23 protein-coding genes and 1 pseudogene are annotated in these 26,760 nt (G+C 70.7%); 13 read left to right on the top strand and 11 right to left on the bottom strand.

Annotated elements, in window-relative coordinates:
* Positions 1–17 precede the first annotated feature (17 nt).
* The 4 genes from E2651_RS01585 to E2651_RS01565 all read left to right on the top strand — a co-directional run bounded on the left by E2651_RS01585 (position 18) and on the right by E2651_RS01565 (position 4,810).
* Entirely contained in the window at positions 18–1,310 is a 1,293-nt protein-coding gene (locus tag E2651_RS01585; protein WP_135329118.1) for an MFS transporter, read from the top strand.
* Entirely contained in the window at positions 1,298–2,143 is an 846-nt protein-coding gene (fdhD, locus tag E2651_RS01580) for a formate dehydrogenase accessory sulfurtransferase FdhD (RefSeq protein ID WP_135329117.1), read from the top strand. The genes E2651_RS01585 and fdhD overlap by 13 nt, the downstream gene beginning before the upstream one ends.
* Before the next feature lie 9 nt (positions 2,144–2,152).
* Positions 2,153–3,082 (top strand): LysR family transcriptional regulator, encoded by a 930-nt coding sequence (locus E2651_RS01575; protein WP_135329116.1) that lies wholly within the window; start codon positions 2,153–2,155, stop codon positions 3,080–3,082.
* Positions 3,083–3,520: 438 nt separating this feature from the next.
* Positions 3,521–4,810, top strand: coding sequence for a DUF3533 domain-containing protein (locus tag E2651_RS01565; protein ID WP_135329115.1), 1,290 nt, complete (start codon positions 3,521–3,523; stop codon positions 4,808–4,810).
* 40 nt (positions 4,811–4,850) lie between these two features.
* On the opposite strand, the gene E2651_RS01560 is transcribed toward E2651_RS01565, so the two are convergent.
* The 4 genes and pseudogenes from E2651_RS01560 to E2651_RS01545 all read right to left on the bottom strand — a co-directional run.
* Positions 4,851–5,333 carry a GreA/GreB family elongation factor gene (locus tag E2651_RS01560; protein ID WP_135329114.1) on the bottom strand — a complete coding sequence of 161 codons (483 nt, stop codon included), beginning with the start codon at positions 5,331–5,333 and terminating at the stop codon, positions 4,851–4,853.
* A gap of 18 nt (positions 5,334–5,351) precedes the next feature.
* Positions 5,352–5,633: a hypothetical protein gene (locus E2651_RS01555; protein ID WP_135329113.1), complete on the bottom strand. Its 282-nt coding sequence runs from the start codon at positions 5,631–5,633 to the stop codon at positions 5,352–5,354.
* 51 nt (positions 5,634–5,684) lie between these two features.
* Positions 5,685–8,183 (bottom strand): ATP-dependent Clp protease ATP-binding subunit, encoded by a 2,499-nt coding sequence (locus E2651_RS01550; protein ID WP_135329112.1) that lies wholly within the window; start codon positions 8,181–8,183, stop codon positions 5,685–5,687.
* A 101-nt stretch (positions 8,184–8,284) separates the two neighbouring features.
* A pseudogene (locus E2651_RS01545) lies at positions 8,285–8,491 on the bottom strand (peroxidase); the annotation flags it as partial.
* Here E2651_RS01545 and E2651_RS01540 point away from each other — a divergent pair.
* The 3 genes from E2651_RS01540 to E2651_RS01530 all read left to right on the top strand — a co-directional run bounded on the left by E2651_RS01540 (position 8,478) and on the right by E2651_RS01530 (position 9,907).
* Positions 8,478–8,999 (top strand): hypothetical protein, encoded by a 522-nt coding sequence (locus tag E2651_RS01540; protein WP_135329111.1) that lies wholly within the window; start codon positions 8,478–8,480, stop codon positions 8,997–8,999. The pseudogene E2651_RS01545 and the gene E2651_RS01540 overlap by 14 nt on opposite strands.
* Positions 9,000–9,099: 100 nt before the next feature.
* Positions 9,100–9,465: a hypothetical protein gene (locus E2651_RS01535; RefSeq protein WP_167828655.1), complete on the top strand. Its 366-nt coding sequence runs from the start codon at positions 9,100–9,102 to the stop codon at positions 9,463–9,465.
* Complete coding sequence (locus E2651_RS01530) at positions 9,455–9,907, top strand: nitroreductase family deazaflavin-dependent oxidoreductase (RefSeq protein ID WP_135329109.1); 453 nt, start codon at positions 9,455–9,457, stop codon at positions 9,905–9,907. The genes E2651_RS01535 and E2651_RS01530 overlap by 11 nt, the downstream gene beginning before the upstream one ends.
* Positions 9,908–9,924: 17 nt before the next feature.
* On the opposite strand, the gene E2651_RS01525 is transcribed toward E2651_RS01530, so the two are convergent.
* Complete coding sequence (locus E2651_RS01525; protein WP_135329108.1) at positions 9,925–10,683, bottom strand: NIPSNAP family protein; 759 nt, start codon at positions 10,681–10,683, stop codon at positions 9,925–9,927.
* Between the two features lie 104 nt (positions 10,684–10,787).
* Here E2651_RS01525 and E2651_RS01520 point away from each other — a divergent pair, with 104 nt between their 5' ends.
* Entirely contained in the window at positions 10,788–11,765 is a 978-nt protein-coding gene (locus E2651_RS01520; RefSeq protein WP_135329107.1) for a WYL domain-containing protein, read from the top strand.
* A gap of 30 nt (positions 11,766–11,795) precedes the next feature.
* Here E2651_RS01520 and E2651_RS01515 read toward each other — a convergent pair whose 3' ends face one another.
* From E2651_RS01515 to E2651_RS01495, 5 genes are all read right to left on the bottom strand, one after another.
* Positions 11,796–13,568: a bifunctional metallophosphatase/5'-nucleotidase gene (locus E2651_RS01515; RefSeq protein WP_135329106.1), complete on the bottom strand. Its 1,773-nt coding sequence runs from the start codon at positions 13,566–13,568 to the stop codon at positions 11,796–11,798.
* Between the two features lie 81 nt (positions 13,569–13,649).
* The gene (locus tag E2651_RS01510; RefSeq protein ID WP_135329105.1) at positions 13,650–14,738 is read right to left on the bottom strand and encodes a serine hydrolase domain-containing protein; all 1,089 of its coding nucleotides are present in this window, start codon (positions 14,736–14,738) and stop codon (positions 13,650–13,652) included.
* Positions 14,735–16,261, bottom strand: coding sequence for an alpha/beta hydrolase (locus tag E2651_RS01505; RefSeq protein ID WP_135329104.1), 1,527 nt, complete (start codon positions 16,259–16,261; stop codon positions 14,735–14,737). Before E2651_RS01505 ends, E2651_RS01510 begins: the two co-directional genes overlap by 4 nt.
* 152 nt (positions 16,262–16,413) lie before the next feature.
* The gene (locus E2651_RS01500) at positions 16,414–17,580 is read right to left on the bottom strand and encodes an alanine--tRNA ligase-related protein (protein WP_135329103.1); all 1,167 of its coding nucleotides are present in this window, start codon (positions 17,578–17,580) and stop codon (positions 16,414–16,416) included.
* A 268-nt stretch (positions 17,581–17,848) separates the two neighbouring features.
* Positions 17,849–18,688 carry a helix-turn-helix domain-containing protein gene (locus E2651_RS01495; protein WP_135329102.1) on the bottom strand — a complete coding sequence of 280 codons (840 nt, stop codon included), beginning with the start codon at positions 18,686–18,688 and terminating at the stop codon, positions 17,849–17,851.
* A gap of 56 nt (positions 18,689–18,744) precedes the next feature.
* Between E2651_RS01495 and E2651_RS01490 the strand changes: the two genes are divergently transcribed.
* Both E2651_RS01490 and E2651_RS01485 read left to right on the top strand, forming a co-directional pair.
* On the top strand, positions 18,745–19,557 hold the full coding sequence (locus E2651_RS01490) for a phytanoyl-CoA dioxygenase family protein (RefSeq protein WP_135329101.1): 813 nt from the start codon (positions 18,745–18,747) through the stop codon (positions 19,555–19,557).
* A gap of 92 nt (positions 19,558–19,649) precedes the next feature.
* A complete protein-coding gene (locus E2651_RS01485; protein WP_135329100.1) occupies positions 19,650–20,987 on the top strand; it encodes a chloride channel protein in 1,338 nt (445 codons plus the stop codon).
* 13 nt (positions 20,988–21,000) lie between these two features.
* On the opposite strand, the gene E2651_RS01480 is transcribed toward E2651_RS01485, so the two are convergent.
* Positions 21,001–23,400: a SpoIIE family protein phosphatase gene (locus tag E2651_RS01480; RefSeq protein ID WP_245238492.1), complete on the bottom strand. Its 2,400-nt coding sequence runs from the start codon at positions 23,398–23,400 to the stop codon at positions 21,001–21,003.
* A gap of 373 nt (positions 23,401–23,773) precedes the next feature.
* On the opposite strand from E2651_RS01480, the gene E2651_RS01475 reads away from it, so the two are divergent.
* The 3 genes from E2651_RS01475 to E2651_RS01465 are packed head-to-tail and all read left to right on the top strand — an operon-like array spanning position 23,774 to position 26,759.
* Positions 23,774–24,835 carry a serine hydrolase domain-containing protein gene (locus E2651_RS01475; RefSeq protein ID WP_245238499.1) on the top strand — a complete coding sequence of 354 codons (1,062 nt, stop codon included), beginning with the start codon at positions 23,774–23,776 and terminating at the stop codon, positions 24,833–24,835.
* Between the two features lie 59 nt (positions 24,836–24,894).
* Entirely contained in the window at positions 24,895–25,782 is an 888-nt protein-coding gene (locus E2651_RS01470) for an ABC transporter ATP-binding protein (RefSeq protein WP_135329098.1), read from the top strand.
* Complete coding sequence (locus tag E2651_RS01465; protein WP_135329097.1) at positions 25,779–26,759, top strand: iron-siderophore ABC transporter substrate-binding protein; 981 nt, start codon at positions 25,779–25,781, stop codon at positions 26,757–26,759. Before E2651_RS01470 ends, E2651_RS01465 begins: the two co-directional genes overlap by 4 nt.
* The last annotated feature ends 1 nt before the right edge of the window (position 26,760 follow it).

The following is a 26,760-nucleotide window of genomic DNA, read 5'->3' as shown; positions in this document are numbered from 1 at the left end:
TTAAGGTATTGCCCCGCATGCCCGCATCTCGCGCCGCGCGCGGTTGGCTTCCCGCGGCGGCCGCGGTGTTCGCCGCCGGATGGGGCGCGAACCAGTTCACCCCGCTCGCGGTGGTCTACCGCACCCAGGAGCACTGGCCTCCGCTCCCGGTCGCCGCCATGTTCACCGTGTACCTGTTGGGGCTGCTCCCCGGTCTGCTGCTCGGCGGCGCGGCCGCGGACCGGTTCGGGAGGCGGCGCGTGGTCCGGCCCGCGCTGGCCTTGTCCGGCGCCGCCAGTGCCCTGCTGGCGGCGGCTCCGGTCTCCCAGACCTCCGTGTACGTCAGCCGCCTTGCCACCGGCGTCGCGGCGGGCGTCATCCTGACCGCGGGAACCAAGTGGCTTCGGGAGCTGTCCGCCGGGTGCGGGCGTCGGGCCGCCGTCGACCGCCGCGCGACGTTGGCGACCGGTGGCGGTTTCGCCACCGGTGCGCTGACGGCGGGCGCTGTCGCCGAATGGCTGCCGCGGCCGATGGTGCTGCCGGGCCTCGTGCACTGCTCGCTGGCGCTGCTGGTGCTCGGCGCGACCTGCCTCGTGCCGGAGACGGAGTCGGAGTCGGCATCGGAGTCGACGTCGGAGTCGGCATCGGAGTCGACGTCGGTGGCCGATGCCGCTCATACCGCGCCGCTGAAGCCGCGCGTCGAGGGCCCGCGCCGCGCGGCCGTCAGGCACCCGCGCTTCCTGTGGGTGGTGCTTCCGGCGACCCCGGCGGTCTTCGGTGCCGCCACCGTGGCGTACGTGGTGCTGCCGCCCCTGGTGGCCGACCAGGTCCCCGGCTACGCGCCGCTCTTCAGCGGCCTCGTGGCGGCGCTGACGCTGGCGACGGGCATCGTCGTACAGCCCTTGGCCATGTGGCTGGACCACGCCCACAGCGCGCGGGCCACCCTTGCCGCCATGGTCACGGTGATCGGCGGACTCATGGTGGGCGCCTTCGCGGTCCGCTGGGATTCCGCGGGTCTTGTCCTGGCCGCGGCGGTGCTGCTCGGAGCCGGGTACGGCCTCACCCTGGCCTCGGGACTGATGGAGATGGAACGGCTGACGCCGCCGAAGGCCCGGCCGTCGACGGCGTTCCTCTACCAAGGCGCCACCTACAGCGGCTTTCTGACACCGCTGCTGCTGGCCCTCGCGTCCAGCGCAGGCGCGGGGGCCGCCCCCTACCACCACCTGCTGGCGGCCATGGCCGCCGTGGGCCTGCTCTGCCTGCTGATCACCGCACGCCACAGCCGCCGGAGCACGCCTCCGAGGAGAGGAGAAACATCATGGGACGCGTGACCGCGCGGCGAAAGGTGCTGCGCATCCGCGACGGGGTGTCCTCGCACCGTCCTGACACCCTGGCCGTCGAGGAACCGATGGAGATCAGGGTCGGCGGGCGTGCGCTCACGGTGACCATGCGCACTCCGGGCGACGACTTCGACCTCGCGGCCGGATTCCTGGTCAGCGAGGGGGTGCTGCACGCCGCCGACGAGGTCGCGGGGATCCGCTACTGCGCGGGCGCCACGGCCGACGGCGGCAACACGTACAACGTGGTGGATGTCGCGCTTGCCCCGGGCGTCGCCGCGCCCGACGCCTCGCTGGAGCGGAACTTCTCCACCACGTCCTCGTGCGGCCTGTGCGGCAAGGCGAGCCTGGACGCCGTACGCACCTCGGCGGCGTGGTCCGTCGCCGATGACCCGCTGCGCATCGGTCCACAGGAGCTGACGGCCCTGCCCGATCAACTGCGGGCCGCCCAGCGGGTGTTCGAAAGGACCGGCGGCCTGCACGCCGCCGGGCTCTTCACGGCCGACGGGGACATGCTGTGCCTGCGCGAGGACGTCGGCCGGCACAACGCCGTGGACAAGGTGATCGGCCACGCCCTGCGATCGGGACTGCTGCCGCTGCGCGAGACGGTCCTGATGGTCAGCGGCCGGGCCTCCTTCGAGCTGGTGCAGAAGGCACTCATGGCCGGAATCCCCATGCTGGCAGCCGTATCCGCCCCGTCCTCGCTCGCCGTCGACCTCGCCGCGGACAACGGTCTGACCCTGGTCGGCTTCCTGCGCGGCGCCTCGATGAACGTCTACGCCGGAGCCGAGCGCATGGAACTGGCATTCCAGCCCGCCGTCCGGTAAACCCGTGACGTGCTCTTTCGCCAACTCGAATATCTGGTGGCCCTCTCCCGGGAGCGTCATTTCGCCCGTGCCGCCCAGGCCTGTTACGTCTCCCAGCCCGCCCTGTCGGAAGCCATCCGAAAACTGGAGGAGGAGCTGGACGTGCCTCTGGTCCGCCGCGGCCGGAAGTACGAAGGGCTCACGCCCGAGGGCGAACGCATCGTGGTGCGGGCGCAACGCATCCTCGCCGACCGCGACGCGCTGAAGGACGAGGTCGGCGCCCTGCGCACCGGTCTGAGCGGCAGGCTGCGGATCGGCTCGGTGCCCACCGCGTCCGGCGCCGTCTCCCTGCTGACCGGCCCGTTCTGCGCGGCACATCCGCTGGCGACCGTGGAGGTGACGGGGGACCTTCAGTCGGAGGAAATTCTCCGGCAGCTGCAGAATTTCGAGATCGACGCCGGAATCACCTATCTGCACAAGGCCCTTTCGGAGAATTTCCAGTCGGTCCCGCTGTATCAGGAGCGGTATGTGCTCCTGACCAATGTCGCCGACGGGCTCGCCCATCAGCCGACGGCGACCTGGGCGGACGCGTCGCGGCTGCCGCTGTGTCTGCTGACCGGGGCCATGCAGGGGCGGCGGGTGCTCGACGAGGTGTTCGCCGAGGCGGGCGTGCGGCCCGCGCCCCGGGTCGAGACCGATTCGGTGGCCGCGCTGTTCGCCCATGTCCGCACGGGCCGGTGGGCCAGCATCGTGCCGCACACCTGGCTGCATGTCTTCGGCGTCCCGCACGGCATGCGGGCCATGCCGATGGTCGAGCCCGCCCGGACGGTACCGGTCGGGCTCGTGGTCACCGCGCGGGAGCCGGTGTCGGTCATGGCCCGCGCCCTCACGGAAACCGCCCGGCAGACCGATCTCGCCACCACCCTCGAACGCCTGCCTGGGGACCCGGGCCCCCAGTGAACGACCCACAGTCGCACGGCCGGTGACTGTACATCAGGCGGGCCGGATGCCGAGATGACGCAGGGCCGACGCCACCGCCCCGGCGCCGCACCGTGTGCTCCGGGGCCGGGCGGGGTGGCCGCCCGGTCTTGGCCCCGGTGAGGATGTCGCCGCCAGGGAAGTTGGGGTCGGCGGCGGCGAAGTCGGCGGGCCGGGTGACCTGCCGGCCCACGATGTGTTCGCGGACGCCGGGGGCGAAGCGCTCCAGTCGGGGACGCGGTCCTGTCCTGAGCGGGCTGGTCATCACCGGCACCTGTCGAAGCGGGCGAACCCAGTGTCGTGGCGCCCCCTTTCTTCCACTTCGCCCTATGGTCGTCGGGCAGCCAAAAGGGGCGGTCAGTACATTCCGCTGTCGTATCCCACGCACGGCTCAAGCCGTCGAACAGCTCATGGAGTTTTATGGACACCGGGATTCCGCCGCGCGACGCTTCGGCCCAGGATGTGAAAGCGGGGCGGCTGCTGCGTCGTTGGAAGTTGTGGATTGTTCCCGGTGTGCTCAGCGGCCTTGTCGCACTGGCCCTTTCCCTGCTGTACATGGGCGGCATCCTCACGCCCGCCGACCATGTGGACCGGCTGCCCATCGCCCTGGTGAATTCCGACACGGACAAGCCGCTGCCGGGGCAGAAGGAGAACCTCGGCTCCCAGGTGAGTGACGGCATCGTCTCCGCCTCTCCGCACGGGGACGTCGACTGGCGCCGGATGAGCCGCGCGGACGCGCAGGACGAGCTGGCCTCCGGGAAGGTCTACGGGGCCCTGGAGATCCCCTCCGGCTTCACGTCCGCCGTGGGGTCGCTGGCCTCCGGCAACGCCACCGCCCAGCCGACCCTGACGACGCTGACCAATCCCGGAATGGGCAGCCTCGGCTCGTCCTTGGCCGGGCAGATCACCCAACGGGCGGCGCACCAGGCCTCCGTGGACATCGGCGAGCAGTTGGTGTCGTCACCGGAGGTCGCCAAGGCGAGTTCCACCACACGTGTGCTGCTCGCCGACCCGGTCGCCGTGAGCACCAAGGTCGGCCACCCGATCGGCGCGCACACCGGTCTGGGCCTGAGCGCCTTCTACTACACGCTGCTGCTGGTGCTGACCGGATTCCTCTCCGCCAACCTGATCCACAACACCGTGGACAGTTCACTCGGTTACGCGGACAGTGAGATCGGCCCCTGGCACTCCCGCCACCCCACTGTTCCCATCAGCCGTACCCAGATGCTGGTCCTGAAGATGGTCATGACCGCGGGGCTTTCGCTCCTGACGACCACGCTTCTCATGGTCGCGACGGTCTCGATCCTGGGCATGGACGCGCCACACCCGGCGCTCCTTTGGCTGTTCTCCTGCTGCGCGAGTCTCTCCGTCGGCCTGGGGGTTCAGGCGATCAACGCCGCCTTCGGCAGCATCGGCCAACTCGTGGCCATGTTCGTCTTCATCGCGCTGGCGCTCCCGTCCTCCGGCGCCACCGTCCCGCTGGAAGCCACTCCGGGCTTCTACCGCTTCCTCGGCACGTTCGAACCCATGCGCCAACTCGTCTCCGGCGTCCGGGCGATCGTCTACTTCGACGCGCGTGCGGACGCCGGACTCACCCGGGGCTGGATCATGATCGCGGTCGGTTTCGTCGCCGCGCTCGCGTTCGGCTTCGCCATGACCCGCTATTACGACCGCAAGGGTCTGCACCGGATGGTGCCCCAGCCAGGGTGACGGTCCCCCTCGCCGTACACGGCGGGCCGCCGTGGCTGCCTCAGCCCTCCCCCGCAGGGCCCGTCTCGCCCAGCGACACGATCGTCACGGCCGCCTCTCCACCGGGCGTCTTGTAACTGACGCTGTCGCCCGCGCGGTGGCCGAGCAGCGCGCGGCCCATGGGACTGTCGTACGTGACCATCGTCGGTTCCAGCGGCTCCGCGACCTCGCTGATCTCGACGGTTCCCACCGAGCCGTCCGAGAACCGCACGGTGACCGTGCTGCCCATCCCGACCTCGTCGGTCGAGGGCGGACCCGCGTCGTCGGCCTGGCGGAGCCGCAGCGTGATCTCGGTGATGCGGTCGTCGAGGCGTCCGATCACGGCCAGCCGCCGCAACTCGTCGGCCTGGTCGGCGCGGTCGCCCGTTTCGCTGGTGTCCTGCAGCGTCGCGGCATCCGCGTTCCGTTCGGCGCGCAGGTCGGCGAGCTCCTTCTCGAGCGCGCGACGTGCGGTGGCGCTGATCGGTTGGGGATCTCCGTTCACCACTGCTCCCGTGTCCCGTCAGCTTTCGTGGTCACTCGGCGGAAAGGCCTCGCGCTGCGCACGGGTCTTCTTGCCCGTCCGCATATCGCCCTTGTCGACTTCGCGGTCGACCTCGGCCTGCGCCTCTTCGTACTGTGCCTCGGAACTCTCCCGCTTCTTCACGGGAATTCCCGCGTCTCGCTCGTCTTCCCGCGTGCGACGCTCGAGTTGTTCCTCGTCGGGCCGCAGGGGCATTCCTCGGCTGTGGTCCGTGTCCGGGTTGCCTTCGACTTCCCGGTTGGACTTGTGGTGAGCCGCCATGTGTCCTCCTTGATGGAACGAACACCCGGGCGCCGGTGCGCCCGCGTGTGCTTACCGATCCGCGTCGCCCTTGCGTACGGTGCAGTGGAGCGTGTCGTTCTGTACGTCGGCGACGATGGTGTCTCCCGGGTCCGCCTCGCCGCCGAGCAGGAACGAGGCGATGCGGTTGTCGAGCTCCGCCTGAATCGTGCGGCGCAGCGGACGGGCGCCGAATTCCGGCTGATGGCCATGGGCGAGGAGCAACTGCTTCGCCGCGTCGGTGACTTCCAGGTTGATGCCCTGGGCGTGCACCCGGTGCTTGCTCTGGTCGAGGAGGTGATCCACGATCTGCGACAGGTCTTTCTCGGTGAGGCCGTGGAAGATGATGATGTCGTCGATGCGGTTGAGGAACTCGGGCAGGAACCGCGTCCGCAGTTCCCCCATCAACTCGTCCTTGATCTCGGACACATCGCCGTCGTGCGCGAGAATGCGATGCGCGCCGATGTTGGACGTCATGATGATGACGCAGTGGCGGAAGTCGACGGTGCGCCCCTGGGCGTCGGTCAGACGTCCGTCGTCGAGGATCTGCAGCAGCGTGTTGAAGACGTCGGGGTGGGCCTTCTCCACCTCGTCGAACAGCACCACGCTGTAGGGCTGCCGGCGGACCTTCTCGGTGAGCTGGCCGGCTTCTTCGTAGCCGACGTATCCGGGAGGGGCTCCGACGAGCCGGGCAACGGTGTGCTTCTCCTGGAACTCGCTCATGTCGAAGCGGATCATGTGGTCGTCGTCGCCGAACAGCAACTCGCCGAGCGTCTTGGCCAGTTCGGTCTTGCCTACGCCCGTGGGGCCGAGGAAGAGGAACGAGCCGACGGGGCGGTCGGGGTCGCCCATGCCCGCACGGTTGCGGCGTACGGCCTGTGAGACGGCGGTGACCGCTTCGTCCTGGCCGACGATCCTGGCGTGCATCTCCTCCTCGAGGTTGAGGAGCTTCTCCTTCTCGCTCGCGGTGAGCTGGGAGACCGGGATCCCGGTGCGGCGGGACACGACATCGGCGATGTCGTCGGCGGTGACGGAGACGACGCCCTCGCGCCGCTCCTCGACGCCCGCAAGTTCGCCTTCCGCCTCGGCGATCTGCCGCTTGAGTTCGGAGGCCTTCTCGAAGTCCTCACCGGCCACGGCATGGGCCTGCTCACGGCGGAGTTTGGCGATACGGTCCTCGCGGCTGACGACCTCGGTGGAGCGGCCCGCACTGCGCAGGCGCACACGGGCGCCCGCCTGGTCCATCAGGTCGATGGCCTTGTCGGGCAGGAACCGGTCGCTGATGTACCGGTCGGACAGCTCGGCCGCGGCCGCCAGGGCGCCGTCGGCGAAGCGGACCTGGTGGTGGGCTTCGTAGGCGTCGCGCAGCCCCTCCAGGATCTGCACCGTCTCCTCGACGGTCGGCTCCGGGATCAGTACGGGCTGGAAGCGGCGCTCGAGTGCGGCGTCCTTCTCGATGTGCTTGCGGTACTCGTCGATGGTCGTCGCGCCGACGACGTGCAGCTCTCCGCGTGCGAGCGCGGGCTTGAGCATGTTGCCCGCGTCCATCGACCCCTCGCCGGTCGCGCCCGCGCCCACGACCGTATGGAGCTCGTCGATGAACAGGATGATGTCGCCGCTGGCTTCCTGGACGTCCTCGATGACCTTCTTCAGGCGCTCCTCGAACTGACCGCGGTACTGCGCGCCGGCCACCATGCCGGAGAGGTCGAGCGAGACGACGCGCTTGTCCTTCAGGGTCGCCGGGACTTCGCCGGCCACGATCCGCTGGGCCAGGCCCTCGACGATGGCGGTCTTTCCGACACCGGGCTCACCGATGAGCACGGGGTTGTTCTTGGAACGCCGCGAGAGGATCTCGACGGTCTGCTCGATCTCTTCGGACCGTCCGACCACCGGGTCGAGCTTTCCGGCCTTCGCTTCCTCCGTCAGGTCGCGCCCGAACTCGTCGAGGGTCGTGGCGGGCTTCTCCTTCTTCGCGTCGGCCGGGAACCCGTCCGCGCGGGCCGCCTGGTCCGCGAGGCCCGACAGCTTCTCCGGGTCCATTCCCTCCGCGCGCAGCAGCCGGGTGGCACCGGAGTCGGCGTCGTCGAGGAGCGCGCTGAGAATGTGCTCGGGCCCGATGTACGACACCCCGGCGGCCTGCGAGTGGGCGTAGGCCGTTGCCAGGGTGCGCTTGGCCGCCGGTGTGAGTCCCGGTTCCGCGGACGGCTCGCCGGACTCCCGCGGCAGGACCCCGGCGAGTTCCGAAGCGAGCTTGTCGGGGTTGACGCCGATCTGGGAGAGCAGCTTTCGCGCGGGGTCGACCTGTGCGGACGCCCAGAGCAGGTGCTCCGTGTCGAGGTCCGGGGTTCCGTCCTCGACCGCCCGTTGCGCGGCCAGATTCAGGAGTTCCTGCGACGACTCGGTCAGGAGCCGTCCGATGGGAACGCGCTGAACGGCCGGTGGTGACGATGCCGGCGACATTCCGAAGAACCGGTTCAACAACTCGCTGAAGGGGTCAGAGGAACCGAACCCTGAACCGAAGGACATCGACATGCTGGCTCCTGGTACCGAGAGGATCTGTACAACTGAATCGCGATGTCCGCTGCCCCGCAAACGGAGCGAAACGGAGGCGGGAACGAGCGTGGAGGGGCCGCTCAGGCGCTCGTCGACCGCGGCGCGGCGGGGAGGTCATCGAGGAAATCGGCGGTCGGCACGTGGAACAGGCATCCGGTGACCGCCGTCGAGAAGTCGAGGATCCGGTCGTGCAGGCCCGGTCGGCCACCCGCGAACATGTTCCTGAGCATCTGCTCGGTCACGTCAGGGGTACGCGCGTAACCGATGAAGTAGGTGCCGAACTCCCCGTCGCGTGAGCTCGCGGACCTCCGTGAAACGCCGGCGGCGCAGGACGGCGCCCGGCAGACGCGACACCGGGCGACCGTCGCGGTCCTGCGGGCCTACCACTCCCTCGGGCTCGCGCCGCCGACCGAAGCGCGAGCAGCCGGCCGGGACGAGACCTTCGTACGCCTGACCGACCTGGCCTGGTCACTCCTGATCGGCTCCGCCCGCCGGCCGCCCGATGACCCCGCCGCCACGGCACACCACCTGCGGCGGCAGGCCCGCCTCCTCACCGAGCGGCGCCGCCGTCCGCCCTCCGTACTGTCCGAGCTGTCACCCCCCGCAACGGCCGAGGGGGGCGCGGCCGCGCAGGCGGGCACCCCTGCCACCCGGCGCGCCTCCGACCTCCTGATGGGGCACGGCCCCGGTGGCCCGCACCGCATCGCCGTCCTGGCCGTTCCCGCCCTGCGGATGGTCCTGGGCACGGGGATCGCCGGTGGTCTCGCGGTGGTCCTTGGCCTGGAGCACGGCTAATGGGCGTCGGTGTCGGCCGCCGCCGTTCTCCACTCGATCAACCTCCGACTACGGTCTGGGCGTCGTCTTCCTCACGCCCCTGGCGCTGCTGCTCAGCGACATGGCCTCGCCCGCCCCGGCCGGGGATCTCGTCCTCGACCGGGTGCTTGGCAGCGTCCTGGGCATCGCCGTCGGTTTTGTCTGTGCGCTGCTGGTGGTCCATGACCATGCCGCGGTGCGCGTGAAGCGGGCCCTGGCCGCGTGCACGGAGGCCGCCGAGCGGGCGGAGCAGGCGCTGGCCGGGCGCTTCGGGCCCGCGTTCCCGGTCGTCCAGGTGCGTCTGGTGGTGGCCGTGGTGGAGTTGCGCGACGCCGACGACGCCGCCGCCGGCGAGCTGTGGCCTGTGGGGATGACTCCGAGCGGTGCGTGTGTTGAACTGCGCAAGACAATCCGTACGCGACGACGGAGTGAATGCGATGCCTCTTGAGGGCGAGTACGAGCCGAGTCCGGCGCAGTGGGTGCGCGAACAGGTCGAGTTGTACGAGAGTTCGCGCGGCACGAAAGGGGCGACGCTCTGGGACACGGGCCTGCCCGTCGTCATTCTCACGACGCGCGGCGCGAAGAGCGGCAAGATCCGCAAGATCCCGCTGATGCGCGTGGAGCACGAAGGGCGGTACGCGGCCGTCGCCTCCAAGGGCGGCTTCCCGCATCACCCGGTCTGGTACTTCAACGTCAGGTCCGACCCGCGTGTGGAGCTCCAGGACGGGGCCGTACGCCAGGACATGACGGCCCGTGAGATCACCGGGGACGAGAAGGCCGAGTGGTGGGAGCGCGCGGTCGCCGCGTATCCGCCGTACGCCGAATACCAGGAGAAGACCGACCGCGTGATCCCCGTCTTCGTGCTGGAGCCCGCGTCGACGACGACCTGATCCGCGCGGCTGCGGCCTCAGACTCCGATACCGCGGTGGTGACGGGAGCGTGCCGTCGGCGCCAGCCGCAGTGTCCTGGCTGGTGTCGACTGCTCTCGCTCGATGCTCGGCAGAATCTCGTCCCGTGCGAGGGGATCGGCCTGTAGAGCGGCGAGGTGTTGTCGGTACGTGCTCTCGTCGGGGTACGAGGTGACGACCACGGCGACGTTCTCCCCGGTGCGCACGGGCAGTCCGGGGAATGTGTTGGGCGCCGTCTCGGTGGTGAGGGCGGCCAGTGGCGCGGGCCCCGTCTTGCGGAGCACGGGGAGGAGTTCGTCCCGGATCAGCTCGATGCCGTCGTGCTGCCCGGGAGGGAAGGACCACACCGTGGCGGCCACGAAGCCCTCCGGTTCCGGAGCACCGGCCGCCGGGCGGCGCTCGGACGGGGAGATGGTGAAGCCGGTCTCGTCCGACAGGGGACGCAGGAGGAGTACGTCGTCGGAGTCGAGCATGGTGGCATTGGCCTGGGGGCCGTGCTTGGCCCAGACAGGGCCGCCGTAGAAGGCAGTCAGCGCGTGCTGTCGTGCCGCCATGTCCCGGAATCCGCGCAGCCACACGAAGCGGTCCGGGTCGTCGAGGTCGCGGAACTGACCGAGCACCCACATCCCGGTCTCTTCCTGGGTTTCGACGAACTCCCGGTCGAACAGCTCGATGAGTTCGTCGCGACGGCCGGGGCGCAGCGTGTACTGGCGCAGCTCGATGACGGCGGGGCGGCCGGAGGTCTCGGTGAGGGGCACGCTGCGGGCTCCTGTTTCAGTTGTCTTCTTCGGGACTACGAGTCAGCTGACGCTACGGCGGCCGCGTGTCAGGGGCTGTCAGGGTTTCCGGGGAGAATGTGCCCATGTCCGCTGGTCGACTGTTGTCGGTACTGCTGTTGCTGCAATCACGTGGCCGTGTGTCCGCGCGAGTGATCGCCGACGAGCTGGGGGTGTCCGTGCGCACCGCCTACCGTGATGTGGTGCGTCTGCAGGACGCCGGAGTTCCCGTGTACGCGGAGCCGGGCCGCGGAGGCGGCTATCAGTTGCTCGACGGCTATCGCACCCGGCTGACCGGGATGAGCCAGGGCGAGGCACGGGCGCTGTTGTTCGCCGGACTGCCGGGCCCCGCAGCCGACTTGGGGCTGGCGGCGGAGGTGACGGCGGCGCGGCTGAAACTGCTAGCCGCGTTGCCTGCCGGGCTGCGCGAGGAGGCTGCGCGGACCGCGGCGGTGTTCCACCTGGACGCTCCGGCCTGGTACCGGGAGCCCGAACAGACGCCGTATCTCACCTTGTTCGCCGACGCGGTGCTCACCCGGAGTGTGGTGGAGGTGCGTTACCGCCGCTGGCGCGCACCGCAGGAGGTGCGGCGTCGCCTTCGCCCCTACGGCCTGGTTCTCAAGTCCGGCGTCTGGTACCTCGTGGCCGCCACGGAGAACAAGGTCGCGACGTACCGGGTCACTCAGGTCCTGGACGCGGTGCCGGGTGACGAACAGTTCGACAGGCCGCCGGACTTCGACCTGGCCGCTTACTGGACCTCGTACCTCGACGACTTCCAGAAGCGCCGCTTCACCGGCACGGCCACCATTCGTCTCTCCGGGCGGGGTCGCCGACGCCTGCCGGACAACCTTCCCCCGGAGGTGGTGCGGGCGGTCGACGCCACCGCGACCCCCGTCGGCGACGACGGATGGGTCGAGGCGGTCATCCCGACCGAGAGCACCGGCCACGCGTGCGGTGAGCTGCTGCGGCTCGGTGTCGACGTCGAGGTCGTCGAGCCCGCGGAGCTGCGCCGGGCGATGGCCGACACGGTCGACGCACTCGCCAGAAGGTACGGGGCAGGCTGACCTACTGGCAGGGTCCCGGTAAAGGTCAGGTCACTCCCCGAGGAAGGTGATCCGCCCCGATGTCGGAGGGGCGAGCGGGGCGTCCGCGGCGGAGTTGTCCTTCAGGTAGCCGATCATCGCCTCGAGGTCGGTGACGTCGCCGCCTTCGCGGTCCGTGCCCTTCGTGAACGTACTGAATCCGTTTCCGCCGTTGGCGAGGAAGTCGTTGACGGTGACGCGGTAGGTGTCCGTGGGCTGCACCTGCCGGCCGTCGACCCTGACGGTACCCGCGAGCAGTCGGTCGGCTCCGGCGCGGCTCATGTCGACCGAGTAGCTGAGCGCCGAGGAGAGCTGCAGGAAGCGCGGGGCGCCGGCGTTCTCGCCGCTGACCTGCTCCTTCAGGACGTCGATCAGCTGCTCACCGGTGAGCGTCATCGTCCACAGCGGGTTGTCGAAGGGCTGGGTGCGGTACGCGTCGGCGTAGGTGACCTTCCCGTCGCCCTTGTGTACGAGGTCGGCGCGCATGCCGCCGGGATTGAGGAAGGCCACCTCGGCCTTGTAGCCGCGGGTGGCCTCCACCTGGGCGTCGGTGAGCAGACTGCCGAGCGGCGTCTCGCGCTCCGTGGAGCCGCGGCCGGGCAAGTCGGCGGAGATGTAGCCGACGGTCCGATCGGCGGCGGCCTCCGAGCGCTTGCGCCAGGTCTCGACGAGTTTCGTCATCGCGGGCTGCTTCGGGGTGTCGACGGGTACGACGTGATTCCTCGCCCGGACCGACTTGCGGATGACGTCTCCGGTCCCGTCGAGGCCGAAGCGCAGATCGGTGAAGGAACGGCCGAAGGAGTCGGCCTGGGTGACCATGCGCGGCTCGCCCGCGGGGTCGGTGACCGTACATTCGAACGAGTCGTGCGAGTGGCCGGTGACGACGACGTCGACCGCGCTCGGCGTCCCCTCGGCGATCTCCTTGATCCGCCCGCGCAGTCGGGACCCGGGGCCATCGGCGTCGCAATCCCCCTTGCCGGCCACTCCGTTCGCGGCCTCGCCCTCATGGATCAGGAGGACCTGCGCCTCGACCCCACGCTGCTTGAGTTCGCTCGAATAGCGTTTGATGACCGCCAGTTCGTCATGGAACTCCACGTCGCGGATCTGCGAGGCGTTGATCGACCCGGGCGCCTCCTTGGTGACGAGGCCGATGAATCCGATCCGCTGCCCGCCGGGCAGCGTCTTGACGGTGTAGGGCCGCAGCAGTGGCGACGAACTGCCCTCACGGGTCACGTTGGCGGCGAGGTAGGGGAAGTCCGTGCCGTCGTAGTCGCCGCCGGGAGCGCAGCCGTCCTCCGGGTGGCAGCCGCCGTCGGCGATGCGCCGCAGTTCGTCCGGCCCTTCGTCGAACTCGTGGTTGCCGACCGAGCTGGCGTCGAGCCCGAGCTGCTCCAGGGCGTGGATCGTCGGCTCGTCGTGGAAGAGCGCGGACAGCAGCGGACTGCCGCCGATCATGTCGCCCGCGCCCACCGTGAGGGAGTTCGGCCCGGCACTCCGGGCCTCCTTCATCAGCGTGGCGAGCTGAGGCAGCCCGCCCGCCTGCAGGCCGCCCCCTCCCCCGCGCTCCACACGGCCGGCCGGGCCGTCGACGGGATCCAGGTTGCCGTGCAGGTCGTTGAGCGCCAGGAGCTGCACGGGCACGCCATCGGCCCTGCCGGGCGCGGAATCGCCCGCGGAAGCCGTGGCGGAGCCGGCGGGGACGCACAGGGTGAGCCCCACGGCGGCGGCCGCACAGGTGATGGCGGTGCGCTTGAACAGAGATACGGAGATCGAAGTGTCGGTCACACCTCGAAACTACGGAGCGTCAGATCACGGCAGAAACGGACACACCCGAAACCCCGCATGTTCACCCAGGGACGCCCATGTTCACCGGCTTCCCCCGGAGCCCGCACGAAGCGCCGAATCGACCATCCGCAGCGTCCGCGCGGCCTGCGGCCCTCCGAGCCTGAGAGTGAAGGCCGCGCTGGTCACGGCCATGGAGCCGTCCGGGGTCACACCACACTCGGAGACACAGCCGAGGCTGGTCCCGCCGTGGAACCAGATGCCGTCGTCGCGCCCGGCCACCGGCCGCCAGGCGATGCCCAGGCCGTAGCGGACACCGGGCACGGGGATCAGATCGGCGGCCGGTACGGTCTGTTTCATCGCCGCCAACTGCGCCGGGCGCACCAGTCGGCCGCTCATCAGGGCGCGCAGAAAGACACCGTGGTCGTGTGGCGTCGTGATGATTCCGCCGTCCGCTCCTCCTCCGGAGTTGAGGGTCGTGTCGGCCGGCCGCGAGTCGCCGGGGAAGTATGTGTACGCGGTGGCCGTCGGCCCCGGTACGTACGAGGAGGTGCCGGGGATGAGGGTGTGGCGCAGGCCGAGGGGTTCGATGATCCGCTCGTGGACCTCTTGCGCCCAGGGGTGTCCGGCCGTCAGCTGTTCGGCGGGCGTCTGCGAGCGGAAGCGGTGGCGGCGGTAGCTCGCCGGGGTGAGGTCGCCGGCGCCTGCGGCGAAGTAGTCGTTCAGGCCGCTGGTCTGCCGCAGCAGGTTGGTGACGGTGATGCGGCGGCCGTCGTTGCCGTGCCCCCGGACCGCTCCGGGCAGCCATCGGTCGACCGTGTCGGTGAGCTTCAGCCGTCCCTCGCCGACGAGTTGGAGTACGACGGTGGCGGTGACGGTCTTGGTGTCACTGCCGATGCGGTAGTACGCGCCCCAGGGCACCGGCCCCTTCGCCGCGAGATCGGCGACGCCCGCACGGGCGCTCGTACGGCCGTGCGCGCCCTGCACCTCGGCGAGGATGCCGGACACTCCGGCGGCGCGGATCGCGTCTACGTCCTTCTGGAGCGAAGAGGCCGCGTGGGGTGTGCGCTGCGACGCCGTTGCCCCGGGGGCGCCCGACACTCCCGCGAGCAGCGCCGCCGCGGTGGCTGTCAGGCCGGTGCGCCTGCTGATCGTCGAAGTGTTCGCCTTCATCGCTCCACCTCGGTCTTCTCGGCCTTGCCCGCCCTGTCCGCCTTGTCCGTCGGTCGGGGGCAGGTGAGGTCGGTCGCGGGCAGCTTCCCGTCGCGCAGATAGGCGTTGACGGTCCGGTCCGCGCACGCGATGGGCGTGAGGCCGTCGTTGCCGCGCGCGTAGACGCCGTGCGAACGGATGTCGGCCGTCAGCAGGCGTGAGCCGGTGAGCTTGCGGTGCAGGGCGAGGGCACCGTCGTAGGGGACGTTGTTGTCGTATCGGGCCTGGAGCATCAGGAGGGGCACGGCGTTGCCGATCCTCGTGCCGGGTTCCTTCGGCTCGGCTCCCCAGAACGCACACGGGGCGATCATTCCGTTGACGTACGGACCGAAGACCGGTTGTGTGACGCGGCTGCGCTGCATGTTCTTCCAGTACGTCTCCGGGTTCTTCGGCCAGCCGCCCGCGGGCCAGCCCCCGTCGCCGCACATGAAGATCGCTCCGCCGACCATGCTGCTCTCCAGCTCGGGCGAGGCGAGGAGTTCCAGGAGCGCGGCGAGCGCGGGCCCCGGCTCGTCGAGCTCGCCCGCGGCGGCCTTCTTCACGTCACTTACCACATCGGCCAGTTGTGGGGTGTTCTCCTCATGTTGGACGAGCTGCTTGAACACGATGCGCAGTAGCGGGGCATTGAGTCGCTGCCCGTCGACCGTGATGGGGCGCCGCTCGGCCCGGTCGAGCAACTTCCGTATGTCCGAACGTATGTGACCCTCCAAGGCCGCCTCCGCGGGAGCGCCCGACCGCTGGAACAGCTCGTACTGCGTGGCCGCCGGATCAGTCGAGGAGTCCAGGACGAACCGGTCGGCCCGGCGCGGGAAGAGCTGGGTGTAGACGGCGCCCAGGTCGGCGCCGTACGAGACTCCGTAGTACGAGAGCGTGCTCTCGCCCAGTGCCGCCCGGATCGCGTCCATGTCGCGGGCGACGTTGCGGGTCGAGGCGTGGGGCAGCAACCGGGCGTTGTCGCCGTGCTCCTGGCAGCGGCGTGCGGTGTCCCGCGCGGAACGTACCGAGGCCTCGAAGTCCTTGCGCGGGGTGGTGGTCTCCGGGGGCGGCGTCGGGCGCGGGGACCTGCCGCAGGTGACGGGGGTGCTCTCGCCGAGGAAGCGCGGGTCGAAGCCGATCAGGTCGTAGCGGTCCGCCACGTCCTTCAACGCGGGGCGCAGGGCGAGGGTGTTGGCCAGGCCCGTCCCGCCGGGGCCGCCGGGGTTCGAGAGCAGGATGCCGCGCCGCTCGCCCGGCGACTTCGCCTTGATGCGGGAGATCGCGATCTGGATCGTACGACCGCCGGGGTCGGCGTGGTCGAGCGGGACGGTCACCTTCGCGCACTGCGCCCCCGCCTCGTTCAACGCCTTCTGGTCGGCGGAGCAGCGGCCCCAATCGACCGGCGGGCGAGGCTGCTCGGAGGGGTCGGGGAGGGCCGCGGCGGCCACTCCGCCGGCGAGCAGTCCGGCCAGGGCCAGGCCTGCGGTGACTGCTGAGGCGACGCGCATCGTGCTCCTTGGATCGACTGGATGGAAGAACTGCCGGATCGGCAGAAGAAATCGATCACTACGCTAGGAATGCGTGCGGCATCGGACCATCGGGCTGCCGGGCCAACTCCCCTGGGGACAGCCCCCGTACGCACTCTCCGGCTGCCCCCCGATCACTCCGGACGCAGGCTCAGGACCAGGTCGCGCGGCAGACCATGGGTGTCGTGGAGGTAGTGGAAGTCCTCGTCGTCCAGCGGGCCGCGGAACCGGGGCCGGGCCAGTACCTGCCTGCCGCGCTCGAGGAGTCGACTGAAGCGGCGCTCCTCCTCGATCAGCGATCGGCGCACGTCGTCGGTGTCCATTTCCTGACGGAAGTGGTCCAGGGTGTGCAGGATGAGTTCGTCCGGCAGGTCACCGAGGCCGCGCGAAGGGTCGTCCCGCCACAGCACGGTGAGCACTCGGCGTACCAGTCGGCGCAGCACATAGCCGCGGCCGGTGTTGGCCGGGCGCACCCCGTCGCCGATCACCACCATGGCCGAGCGCAGGTGGTCGCAGACCAGCCGCAGCGACGGTTCGTCCAGTTCCCACAGGGCGGGCACGAGACGCCGCCAGGGATCGAAGAGGTCGCAGTCGAACACCGACGTCCGGCCCTGCAGCACGGCGGCCAGCCGTTCCAGGCCGAGCCCGGTGTCGACGTTGCGCTGCGGGAGCGGCACGAGCGAGCCGTCGTCGAGGCGGCGGTGACGCATCATCACGTGGTTCCACACCTCCACCCAGCGGTCGTCGCCGGTCGGCGTCGACTCGGGCGGGGTGGCGCCGGTCCAGATGAAGATCTCCGAGTCGGGGCCGCACGGGCCGGTCGGTCCGTTGTCCCACCAGTTGTCCTCGACGGTGAGCTCCACCGGCACCCCGCGTTCCTGCCACAGCTCCGAGGAGGCGGTGTCCGGGCCGATCCGGTCGTCGCCGCCGAAGACCGTGGCGTGCAGCAGACCGGGATCGATGCCGAATCCGTCGGTGAGCAGCCCGTAACCCCAGTCGAGGCTCAGCGGGCCCTCGTAGTCGCCCAGCGACCAGGTGCCGAGCATCTCGAAGACCGTCAGATGGGTGGAGTCGCCGATTTCCTCCAGGTCCGTGGTGCGCAGACAGCGCTGCACATTGACCAGCCGCCTGCCCAGCGGATGTGGGCGCCCCTCCAGGTACGGGGTGAGGGGATGCATGCCCGAGGTGGTGAACAGGACCGGGTCACCGGTCGGTGGCAGCAGTGTCGAGCCGGTGATCCGGCGGTGACCGCGGTCCTCGAAGTACTCGACGAACGTACGGATGACGTGGTCGGTGTTCATGGGGTGGCTCCTTCGCGTGCGCGGCGGGGAGGCACCGGACGCGGTCCGCACAGCGGCACAGGCGGGAGAGCCACGGAACCACCGGCGGACCGTTTCCGGTCGCCGGTGGAGAGGGGGGAGTACGTCAGGCGGCGGCAACCGGCGAGCTGGTCGCTCGCGCGGTCGCGGTGGTGTTGGGGCCGGTGACGTTCATACGGGCGACGGTAGCGGGCCCGGATCCCGGAGTCACACGAATTTCAAGCCGCCCCGGCTCAGGTCCCGACCCGGCTCAGGCTCCGTCGCGGTACGCCGAAGGAGAGCATCCCAGGGCGCGCCGGAAACGCGTGGAGAAGTAGAGCGGGTCGTTGTAGCCGACCTGCCGGGCGACATCGCGCACCGGAAGCGACGACAGGCGCAGCAGCCGGCACGCCACGGCCATGCGGCGCTCTTCGACATGCGCCATGACACTCGTCCCGAACTGCGCGGTGAACAGGCGGGAGAGCCGGGACCGCGACAGTCCGGCGACGCGCGCGAGGGACCCGACGGTGTGCGGGGCGGCCAAGCGATTGCTGAGGTGCTCGAGCACGGCGAGGAGGCGCGGGTCCATCCGCTCACCGCGGGGATTCTGCGTATCGCACCACAGCAACGCCTCTTCCACCGCGTTGACCCCGAAGAGCGCGGCGTTCGCCAGTGCGCTGTTGCTCAGGGACACGGCTCTGGTCAGCGCGGCCGCGACGCGGCCGGCGAGCGGATCGGGCAGCAGCACGCGGCCCACGCCGGGAGCGGCCTGCGGCCAGTCGAGCAGGGCGAGCCACTCGGGCTGCGGTTGGACATGGGCCCAGAGCAGGAGCCAGTCCCCGGCCGCGGCGTCGGTGCTGTAGTCGTGGGGAGTGCCGGGAGCGATCGCGACGAAGGACCTGTCATCGGCGTACACGTCGGCCGCCCCCGCGTTCCTGATCCGGCCACGCCCCCGGCAGGTGAACAGGAGCAGCCAGTCGTCCGTGCCGGCGTGCCGCACGGTCCGGTAGTCGAGGCCGGCCGCGAGCCGGCCCGCGACGACCCGGTTCTCGGCCGTGGCGACGACCTGCCGACGGGCCGGCGCGCCACGCCCCGCGGCAGCATCTTCCATATGAAGTCCTCGAACTCCGATTCCCGGTCACGGGGCCGGTGAACACGATGGAGAGCATGACACCCGATACAGCACCGGCGTCGCAACGGGTCGAGCGCTACGCCGCCGACGGCATGGTCCGGGTCGACGGCCTGCTCACCTCCGGCGAGGTCGAGACGATCCGCTCGGCGTTCATGGATCAGGTCGTACGGGACCGGCACCGCCTGGGCGCGCGGGACGGCCTCGCCGATGACGACATCCTGGCGCGCTTCCCCCGCTTCATGCAGCCGCACCGGCACCCGGACCTGGAAGTCGGGTCGATCGCACGCCGGCTGATGACCGACCGCCGCATCCTGGACATCGTCACCGGACTCATCGGCCCGGCGTTCGGCGCGCAGTCGATGTTCTACTTCAAGCCGCCCTCCGCACGCGGCCAGGCGCTGCACCAGGACAACTACTTCCTCCGGGCCCACCCGGAGACGTGCGTCGCCGCCTGGATCGCGATCGACGACTGCGACGCGGCCAACGGCGCGCTGTCCGTGGTTCCCGGCTCGCACACCATGGAGGTGGTGTGCCCCGAGACGGCCGACGACGAGGAGTCGTTCACCACCGGTCTGGTGCGTCCCCCGGCAGGCATGACACCTGTGCAGACGGTGATGCGCGCGGGCGATGTCCTGTTCTTCCACGGGAGCTTGGTGCACGGCTCGCTGCCGAATACGACGGAGGACCGCTTCCGCATGTCGCTGATCTTCCACTACGTTCCGCAGACTTCCGTGGAGATCGCCCGGTGGTACCTGCCGTTGGTCGCACCGGACGGGTCCGACGTCACCGTGGCCGCGGCGGTGGGCGGCGGGCCGTGCGGCGACGGCTGGTCGGGCGCGGCGCACTGAGGAGCTCCACGAGATGCGCGGGGTGCGCTCTCGTTCTTTACTGAGGCCCATCTGTTGCCAACCGCCGCACGGCTAGGTTCAGGGGGCCATGCATGGGTGACGCCGTCGGCACGCCCACGGCTGCCGGGCCCGGTCAGCCCGCCGACACCTTGCGCAGCACACTGCTCAGCCGCGGCTATCTGCGCCTGCTGCTGCTCTGCGTGCTGCTCGGGGTGCCGATCTCGCTTGCCTGCTTCTTCTTCGTGAGCCTCCAGCACGAGTTGCAGCACGGTGTGTGGGAGGCGCTGCCCGAGGCCGTCGGATACGACCGCGCCCCGTGGTGGTGGCCGTTGCCCGCGCTGCTGCTCGCCGGGCTGATCCTCGCGCCCGTCGTGACCCGCATGCGGGGCGGAGGCGGCCATCTGCCCGTGCACGGTCTCGCGGGCGGCCCGCCCATCGGGCCCGCTGAACTGCCGGGCGTCGCCATCGCTGCGCTCGCGACCCTCCCGCTCGGCATCGTGCTCGGTCCCGAGGCGCCGCTCATGGCGGTCGGCAGCGCGCTGGCCCTCCTCTCCGTACGCACCCTCAAGCACGCGCCCGACCCGAGGGCCTCCGCCGTAATCGCCACCAGCGGCTCCACCGCGGCGATCTCGACGATCCTCGGCGGTCCGGTGGTGGCCGCCGTGATGGTCGTCGAGGCCGCCGGGCTCGGCGGCACCCAACTGGTCGTCCTGTTGCTGCCCTGCCTGCTCGCCAGCGCGACGGGCGCCCTCGTCTTCACCGGCTTCGGCAACTGGACCGGCCTTTCGGTCGGCGGGCTGCGGCTCCCCCATCTGCCGCCGAACGTCAACCCGGACGCGGGCGACTTCCTGTGGGGCGTCCCCGCCGCCGTCCTGATCGCCGCCGTGCTCACCGTCGGCCGTGGCCTCGGCTACCGCACGGCGACATGGACGTCGAAGCACACCGTCCGCCGGACGATCCTGTGCGCGCCGGCCGTCGGCTGCTGCCTGAGCGCGTACGCCCTGCTGACCGGCCGCTCGCCCGAGGAAGCCGCCCTGTCGGGGCAGGCGACCCTCGGCCAACTGGCCGCCGAGCCGCACGAGTGGTCGGTGGCGGCGCTGATCGCACTCGTCGTGTGCAAGGCGCTCGCCTGGGGGATCAGCCTCGGCAGCATGCGCGGCGGCCCCATCTTCCCCGCCACGCTCATCGGCGCCGCGATCGGCATCGCCTGCTCCGGGCTCCCCGGACTCGGTACGACACCGGGCCTGGCCCTCGGGATCGCGGCCGCCGCCGCCAGCATCACCGGACTTCCGCTCACCAGCGCCGTCCTGGCGGTCCTCCTGCTCGGGAACGACGCGTACAACCAGATGCCGCTGATCGTCACCGCGTCGGTCGCCGCCTTCGTCACCGCTCAGCTCCTGCGGCGCCGTGACGCCACGGAACACGGCTGACGCGACCGGATCGCTACGGCAGGACGACCTCCCCGTCGGGGAACTCCTGCTCGGCCCAGATCGTCTTGCCCTGGCGGGTGTAGCGGCAGCCCCACCGCGTGGTGAGCTGGGCGACCAGATAGAGGCCGCGGCCTCCCTCGTCGGTGAGCAGCGCACGGCGCATGCGCGGCTGGGTGGCGCTCGGGTCGGAGACCTCGCAGATCAGGCTGCCCGCGCGGATGAGGCGTACCTCGACCGGGCCGCCGGTGTAGCGGATGGCGTTGGTGACCAGCTCGCTCAGCACGAGTTCGGTGGTGAAGGCGAGGTCCGTCAGGTCCCAGACCCGCAGTTGCCGGGCGGCGGCCTCGCGTACGTCGGCGACGGCGGCCGGGTCGGCGGCCACCGGCCAGACCACCTGGTCCTCGGACGGCACCACGTGGGTGCGGGCCAGCAGCAGGGTGATGTCGTCGGTCAGATGGTGGGCGGGGCGTGCGGAGACGATCTCCAGGCCGAGCTCCCGCAGCGAGGTGTCGAAGACGCCCGGCCTCGACAGACTGCGGCTCAACTCGGCCATGCCTTCGTCGAGGTCACGGTCACGGCTCTCGATCAGACCGTCGGTGTAGAGGGCGACGATGCTCTCCGGCGCCACGTCCACCTCGGCCACTTCGAAGGGCAGGCCGCTCACGCCCAAGGGCGGGCCGGGATTCACGGGGACGAAGGTGACGGTCCCGTCCTGCGTCGCCACGGCGGGCGGAGGGTGTCCGGCGGAGGCGACACTGCACCGCCGGGACACCGGGTCGTAGATGGCGTACAGGCAGGTGGCGCCGATCGGGTCGGGCCGGGGGCGGGTGTGTTCCGCCGCATCGTCCGGCTGTTCGGGTTCGTCGGTCTCCACGCGGAGTTGGGAGACCAGGTCGTCGAGGTGCTCGAGGAGTTCGTCCGGTTCCAGATCGAGGTCGGCGAGGGTGCGGACGGCGGTGCGCAGACGTCCCATCGTGGCCGTGGCCGCGAGGCCGTGGCCGACGACGTCGCCCGCGACCAGGGCGACACGGGCGGACGACAGCGGGATCACGTCGAACCAGTCGCCGCCGACACCGGTGCCGGTGTCCGCGGGCAGATACGCGCCCGCGGTGGTCACGGCGACGGTCTCGGACTGTGAGGGCGGCAGCAGGCTGCGTTGCAGGGCCACCGATGCACGGTGTTCGCGGGTGTAGCGGCGGGCGTTGTCCAGTGCCAGGGCGGCGTGTCCCGCGACCTCCTGCAGCAGGTCCAAGTCGGCTGCCTCGTACGGGGGTTCGCCTGCCTCGCGGTGGACGGCCACGCGTCCGAGCACGCTGCCGCGGGCGCTCAGCGGAACGGTCAACGAGGTGAGCGGATCGGCGGGCATCGCCCCGTCGTCGGGCCCGGCCGGGACGAGGCTCTCGAGGGGAGCCTCCACCGACGTCCGCCCCGCCACCGCGGTCCGCCGCAGGGTCAGGGTGCCGTCCGGAGCGGGGGTCGCCTCCTCCCCGGTGAACACGGCCTCCGCGATCTCCACCACGGCGAGGTCGGCCAACGCGGGCACCAGTGCCGCGGCCAGTTCCTCGGCGGTACCGGCCACCGACAGCGAGCCCCCGACGGACGCGGTCGCACGGTGCAGTACGGCCAGACGCTCGCCGGCGCGGCGCATCTCGGTGATATCCGTGAACAGCGCCGTCACGCCGAACACCTGCCCGTCCGGAGACTGCAGCCGGAACGCCGAGACGGCCATCACCGCGCCGCCACGGGGGTCCTCGAGGGTCCGGACCGTCTCCTCGACCCGGACCAGCGGCAGCCCCGTCCGCAGCACCTCCCGCAACCGCTGCTCGACGGCCGCCGCGTCCTTGGCCTGCAGGAAGTCCCCGAGCCGCCGGTCGCGCAGGTCCGGCGGGAGACCCGTGTACGGGAGCAGATGGGTGTTCGTCCTGACCAGCCGCAACTCCTCGTCGAACACGGCGAGGCCGAGCCGGTCCTGCAGGAACAGCTCCCTGGTGAACGCCTGGTCCTGCCGCCACCGGGCCGCGATCCTCGCGGGGGCGGCGAGCACGAAGTACCGGGCTGGACCCGCGGCCGCCCCGGCACTCGTGCCGACGTCCGTGAGCGGCAGGACCTGGAACTCGACCTTCAGCTCCCCGCCCGCGGCGGTACGCACCACGCCCTCGCCGGACCAGGCTCCCGTTCGCCTCTCAGGCGGTGGTCCGGCGGCGTCGGGATCCTTGAGCAGGTCCCGGAGGCGACGGCCGCGGACTTGGTCGGCGCGCAGCGAGAACAGTTCCTCCGCCGCCGGCGTCCACCCGATGACCCGGCCCTCCACGTCGAGGAGCGCCCCGGCCGCCCCGTCGGCGAACGGCAGCCCACGGTGCTCCGGCGCGAAGGGCAGGATCTCTTCGTCCACCTCGTGCTCTGCCTCCCTCACATGGCGGCACCCCGCAGAGTCCCCTCGTTCGCTTCCTCCACGTCGCGCCCCGGCCTGGCGCCTGCCTCCCGTTCCGGAAGGCCCGGATCCTCTCCATCATCCCTCCGCTCGGCCCGCCCGCCAGTCCTCGCCGTCCGCGCGGCCCCGCAACGGGGGGTTACCCCTACCTGGAGCGGCCGGGTAGCGGGATCGTCCCGGGCTGCCTCATCCGGAAATGCTGGGTCCGGTGCGGCATATGCCGCTGATTTCCCGACGATTCCGTAGGAGTTGGCACGTGCGTGAGCAGACATGGCAGAGGTTTGGTCCTTCCGGGCGGCAGCGGGGTGGCCGGCGCGGAGCAGTTCAGGCCGCGGCCGCGGTGGCCGTCGGTGCCATGACGGTGGGTGTCCTCGCGTCGCCCGCGGCATCCGCCGCCAGGCCGGACAACGTACAGCAGGGCCTGAACGCTCTCGTGCGCTCCGACGGCGTGCCCGCCGCGCTGGCGAGCGTCGAGGACCGTGCGGGCCACGGACGTCCCTACACCGCGGGGGTCGGTGATCTGGCCACCGGCTCGAAGGTGCCCAGGGACGGTCAGGTGCGGATCGGCAGCAACACCAAGACGTTCACCGCGGTGGTCGTGCTGCAGCTGGTCGGCGAAGGGAGGATCGGCCTCGACAACCCGGTGGAGACCTATCTGCCGGGCCTCGTCCGCGGGAAGGGGATCGACGGACGCCACATCACCGTCCGTCAGCTGCTTCAGCACACCAGCGGAGTTCCCAACTACGTCAAGCACCTCGCCGACGAACCCCGGTACTACGCGCCTCACGAGCTCCTCGACCTGGCTCTCCAGCACAAGGCGGACTTCGCTCCCGGGACGAAATGGGAGTACAGCAACACGAATTACGTGCTGGCCGGCCTGATCGTCGAGCGGGTCACCGGCCACTCCGTCGCCAAGGAGATCGACCGGCGCATCATCGAACGCATCGGGCTGCGCCACACCTACTTCCCCGCCCCCGGTGACGCGGCCATCCGAGAGCAGCATCCCAAGGGCTACGACCGGGATGCGGCGGGCGCCCCGCTCGACGTCACGGAATTCGACCCCTCCTGGGGCTGGGCGGCAGGCCAGATGGTCTCCACCAACTCCGACCTCAACCAGTTCTTCACCGCCCTCTTGGACGGCCGGCTCCTCCCGGCGGCCCAGCTCGCCCAGATGCGTACCACCGTCCCCGCCGACTACTTCGGCACCGGAGCCCGCTACGGCCTCGGACTCGTGAGCAAGCCGCTGTCGTGCGGCGGCGTCTACTGGGGCCACGGCGGCAGCATGACCGGCTACGAGACGCGCGGCGGCGCCACCGACAACGGCCGCGCCGCCAACGTCGCGGTGACCACCCAGCCGACCGACAAGGCGGTCATGAAGCGCGTCGACGGTGTCGTGGACACGGCCCTGTGCCGCTGAACCACCCGGTTCGGCACCCTCCACCTTCAAGTCACTTAGGTTAGGCTAACCTTCACCGCGTGGAAGCTGGTGAGCAAGAAGTCGGTTCCGCACGTTCGCGTGAGCGCGAGCGTGCGGATCGTGCACGTGGGCATGAACTGGCCGCCGAAGATGTGACCGTGGCGTACGACGGTGTCGACGTCGTGCACGATGCCGCCGTCTCCCTCGGGCCCGGTGAAGTGACCGCGCTCGCGGGGCCCAACGGCAGTGGCAAGTCGACGTTGCTGCGTGCGCTGGCGCGGCTCCAGAGCGCCCGGACGGGCACGCTGACGTTCGACGGCGGCACCGACGGTCTCGCCCTCACCTCCCGCGAGTTCGCGCGGCACGTCGCTCTGCTCACCCAGGCGCGGCCCACGCCGAGCGGGCTGACCGTGCGGGACGTCGTCGAGTTCGGCCGGTATCCCCACCGGGGCCGGTGGGGCCGGGCCGATCCCGACGGGCCCGCCGCGGTGGACCGGGCGCTGCGCATGACGGGCGTCGAGGACCTCGCCGGACGCGGCGCCGACCAGCTCTCCGGAGGGCAGCTCCAGCGCGTCTGGCTCGCGAGCTGTCTCGCCCAGGAGACGGGCGTGCTGCTTCTGGACGAGCCGACGACCTATCTCGACCTGCGTTATCAGGTCGAACTCCTCGATCTCATCCGCGACTTGGCGGACGACCACGCGATCGCCGTCGGTGTCGTCCTGCACGACCTCGACCAGGCGGCGGCCGTCGCCGACCGGATCGCCCTGCTCCACGCGGGGCGGATCATCGCCGACGGCGCCCCCGAGGACGTACTGACGCCGGAACGCCTCACCGACACGTACGGCATCCGCATCGATGTCGACAACGATCCGCTGACCGGCCGCCTGCGCACCCGCGCCATCGGCCGCCACCACGCTCGCACCGAAAGGCTCCGCACCACCTCATGAGACGACTCATCAGCACCGCGGCCGTCGTCACCGCCGCCGCCCTCTCCCTGGCCGCCTGCGGGACGACCGAGTCCGCCTCCGACGGCTCGGACAAGGCCGCCGACCAGATCAGGCTCACCGACGCGACCGGCGCGAAGGTGACGCTCGACGGGCGCGCGAAGAAGGTCGTGGGCACCGAGTGGAACGTCGTCGAGAGCCTCGTCTCCCTCGGCGTCGACCCCGTCGGCGTCTCCGACGTCAAGGGCTACAAGACGTGGGACTCCGTCGTCCCGCTCAAGAACACCCCCAAGGACATCGGCACGCGCGGCGAGCCGAGCATGGAAACGATCGCCTCGCTCGAGCCGGACCTCATCCTCGCCACGACCGACCTGCCTGCCTCCGCGGTGAAGCAGCTGAAGAAGGTCGGCCCCGTCCTCACGGTGCGCCCCGCCGACGCGTCCGACCCGATCGGACAGATGACCGAGAACCTCGAGCTCATCGCCAAGGCTACGGGTACGGAGCAGCAGGCGGCCACCCTCGACAAGCAGTTCGAGGCGAAGATCGCCGCCGGCAGGAAGAAGCTCGACAAGGCCGGACTCGCCGGGACGGAGATCGCCTTCGCCGACGGCTACGTCGCCTCCAACCAGGTCTCGATACGCCCCTACACCGACGGCTCCCTCATCGGCGACGTCAACAAGCGGCTCGGCCTGAAGAACGCCTGGAAGGTCGAGGGCGACAAGGACTACGGTCTCGCCACCACCGACGTCGAAGACCTCACCGGTCTCGGCGACGACGTCCGGTTCGCCTACATCGGCGGCGAGAGCAGCGGCGACCGTGACCCGTTCGCCAAGAACCTCACCAAGAACTCCGTCTGGAAGTCCCTGCCGTTCGTGAAGGCCGGTGACGTCCACCAACTGCCCGACGGGATATGGATGTTCGGCGGCCCCGAGTCGATGGGCGCGTACATCGACGCGCTCACCGACGCCCTGACGAAGTAAC

This window comes from Streptomyces sp. MZ04 (genome assembly GCF_004684775.1).
Lineage (GTDB): Bacteria > Actinomycetota > Actinomycetes > Streptomycetales > Streptomycetaceae > Streptomyces.
Note: the sequence above shows the minus strand (reverse complement) of the source record. Positions and strands in the feature narration are given on the sequence as shown.

Bases quoted from the DNA above. Each gene is read 5' to 3' on its own strand.
- E2651_RS01585 (WP_135329118.1), top strand. From the start codon at position 18: ATGCCCGCATCTCGCGCCGCGCGCGGTTGGCTTCCCGCGGCGGCCGCG.
- E2651_RS01565 (WP_135329115.1), top strand. From the start codon at position 3,521: ATGGACACCGGGATTCCGCCGCGCGACGCTTCGGCCCAGGATGTGAAA.
- E2651_RS01510 (WP_135329105.1), bottom strand. From the start codon at position 14,738: ATGAAGGCGAACACTTCGACGATCAGCAGGCGCACCGGCCTGACAGCC.
- E2651_RS01465 (WP_135329097.1), top strand. From the start codon at position 25,779: ATGAGACGACTCATCAGCACCGCGGCCGTCGTCACCGCCGCCGCCCTC.
- fdhD (WP_135329117.1), top strand. From the start codon at position 1,298: ATGGGACGCGTGACCGCGCGGCGAAAGGTGCTGCGCATCCGCGACGGG.
- E2651_RS01535 (WP_167828655.1), top strand. From the start codon at position 9,100: ATGGCCTCGCCCGCCCCGGCCGGGGATCTCGTCCTCGACCGGGTGCTT.
- E2651_RS01520 (WP_135329107.1), top strand. From the start codon at position 10,788: ATGTCCGCTGGTCGACTGTTGTCGGTACTGCTGTTGCTGCAATCACGT.
- E2651_RS01485 (WP_135329100.1), top strand. From the start codon at position 19,650: ATGGGTGACGCCGTCGGCACGCCCACGGCTGCCGGGCCCGGTCAGCCC.
- E2651_RS01475 (WP_245238499.1), top strand. From the start codon at position 23,774: ATGACGGTGGGTGTCCTCGCGTCGCCCGCGGCATCCGCCGCCAGGCCG.
- E2651_RS01550 (WP_135329112.1), bottom strand. From the start codon at position 8,183: ATGTCGATGTCCTTCGGTTCAGGGTTCGGTTCCTCTGACCCCTTCAGC.
- E2651_RS01555 (WP_135329113.1), bottom strand. From the start codon at position 5,633: ATGGCGGCTCACCACAAGTCCAACCGGGAAGTCGAAGGCAACCCGGAC.
- E2651_RS01495 (WP_135329102.1), bottom strand. From the start codon at position 18,688: ATGGAAGATGCTGCCGCGGGGCGTGGCGCGCCGGCCCGTCGGCAGGTC.
- E2651_RS01500 (WP_135329103.1), bottom strand. From the start codon at position 17,580: ATGAACACCGACCACGTCATCCGTACGTTCGTCGAGTACTTCGAGGAC.
- E2651_RS01530 (WP_135329109.1), top strand. From the start codon at position 9,455: ATGCCTCTTGAGGGCGAGTACGAGCCGAGTCCGGCGCAGTGGGTGCGC.
- E2651_RS01490 (WP_135329101.1), top strand. From the start codon at position 18,745: ATGACACCCGATACAGCACCGGCGTCGCAACGGGTCGAGCGCTACGCC.
- E2651_RS01505 (WP_135329104.1), bottom strand. From the start codon at position 16,261: ATGCGCGTCGCCTCAGCAGTCACCGCAGGCCTGGCCCTGGCCGGACTG.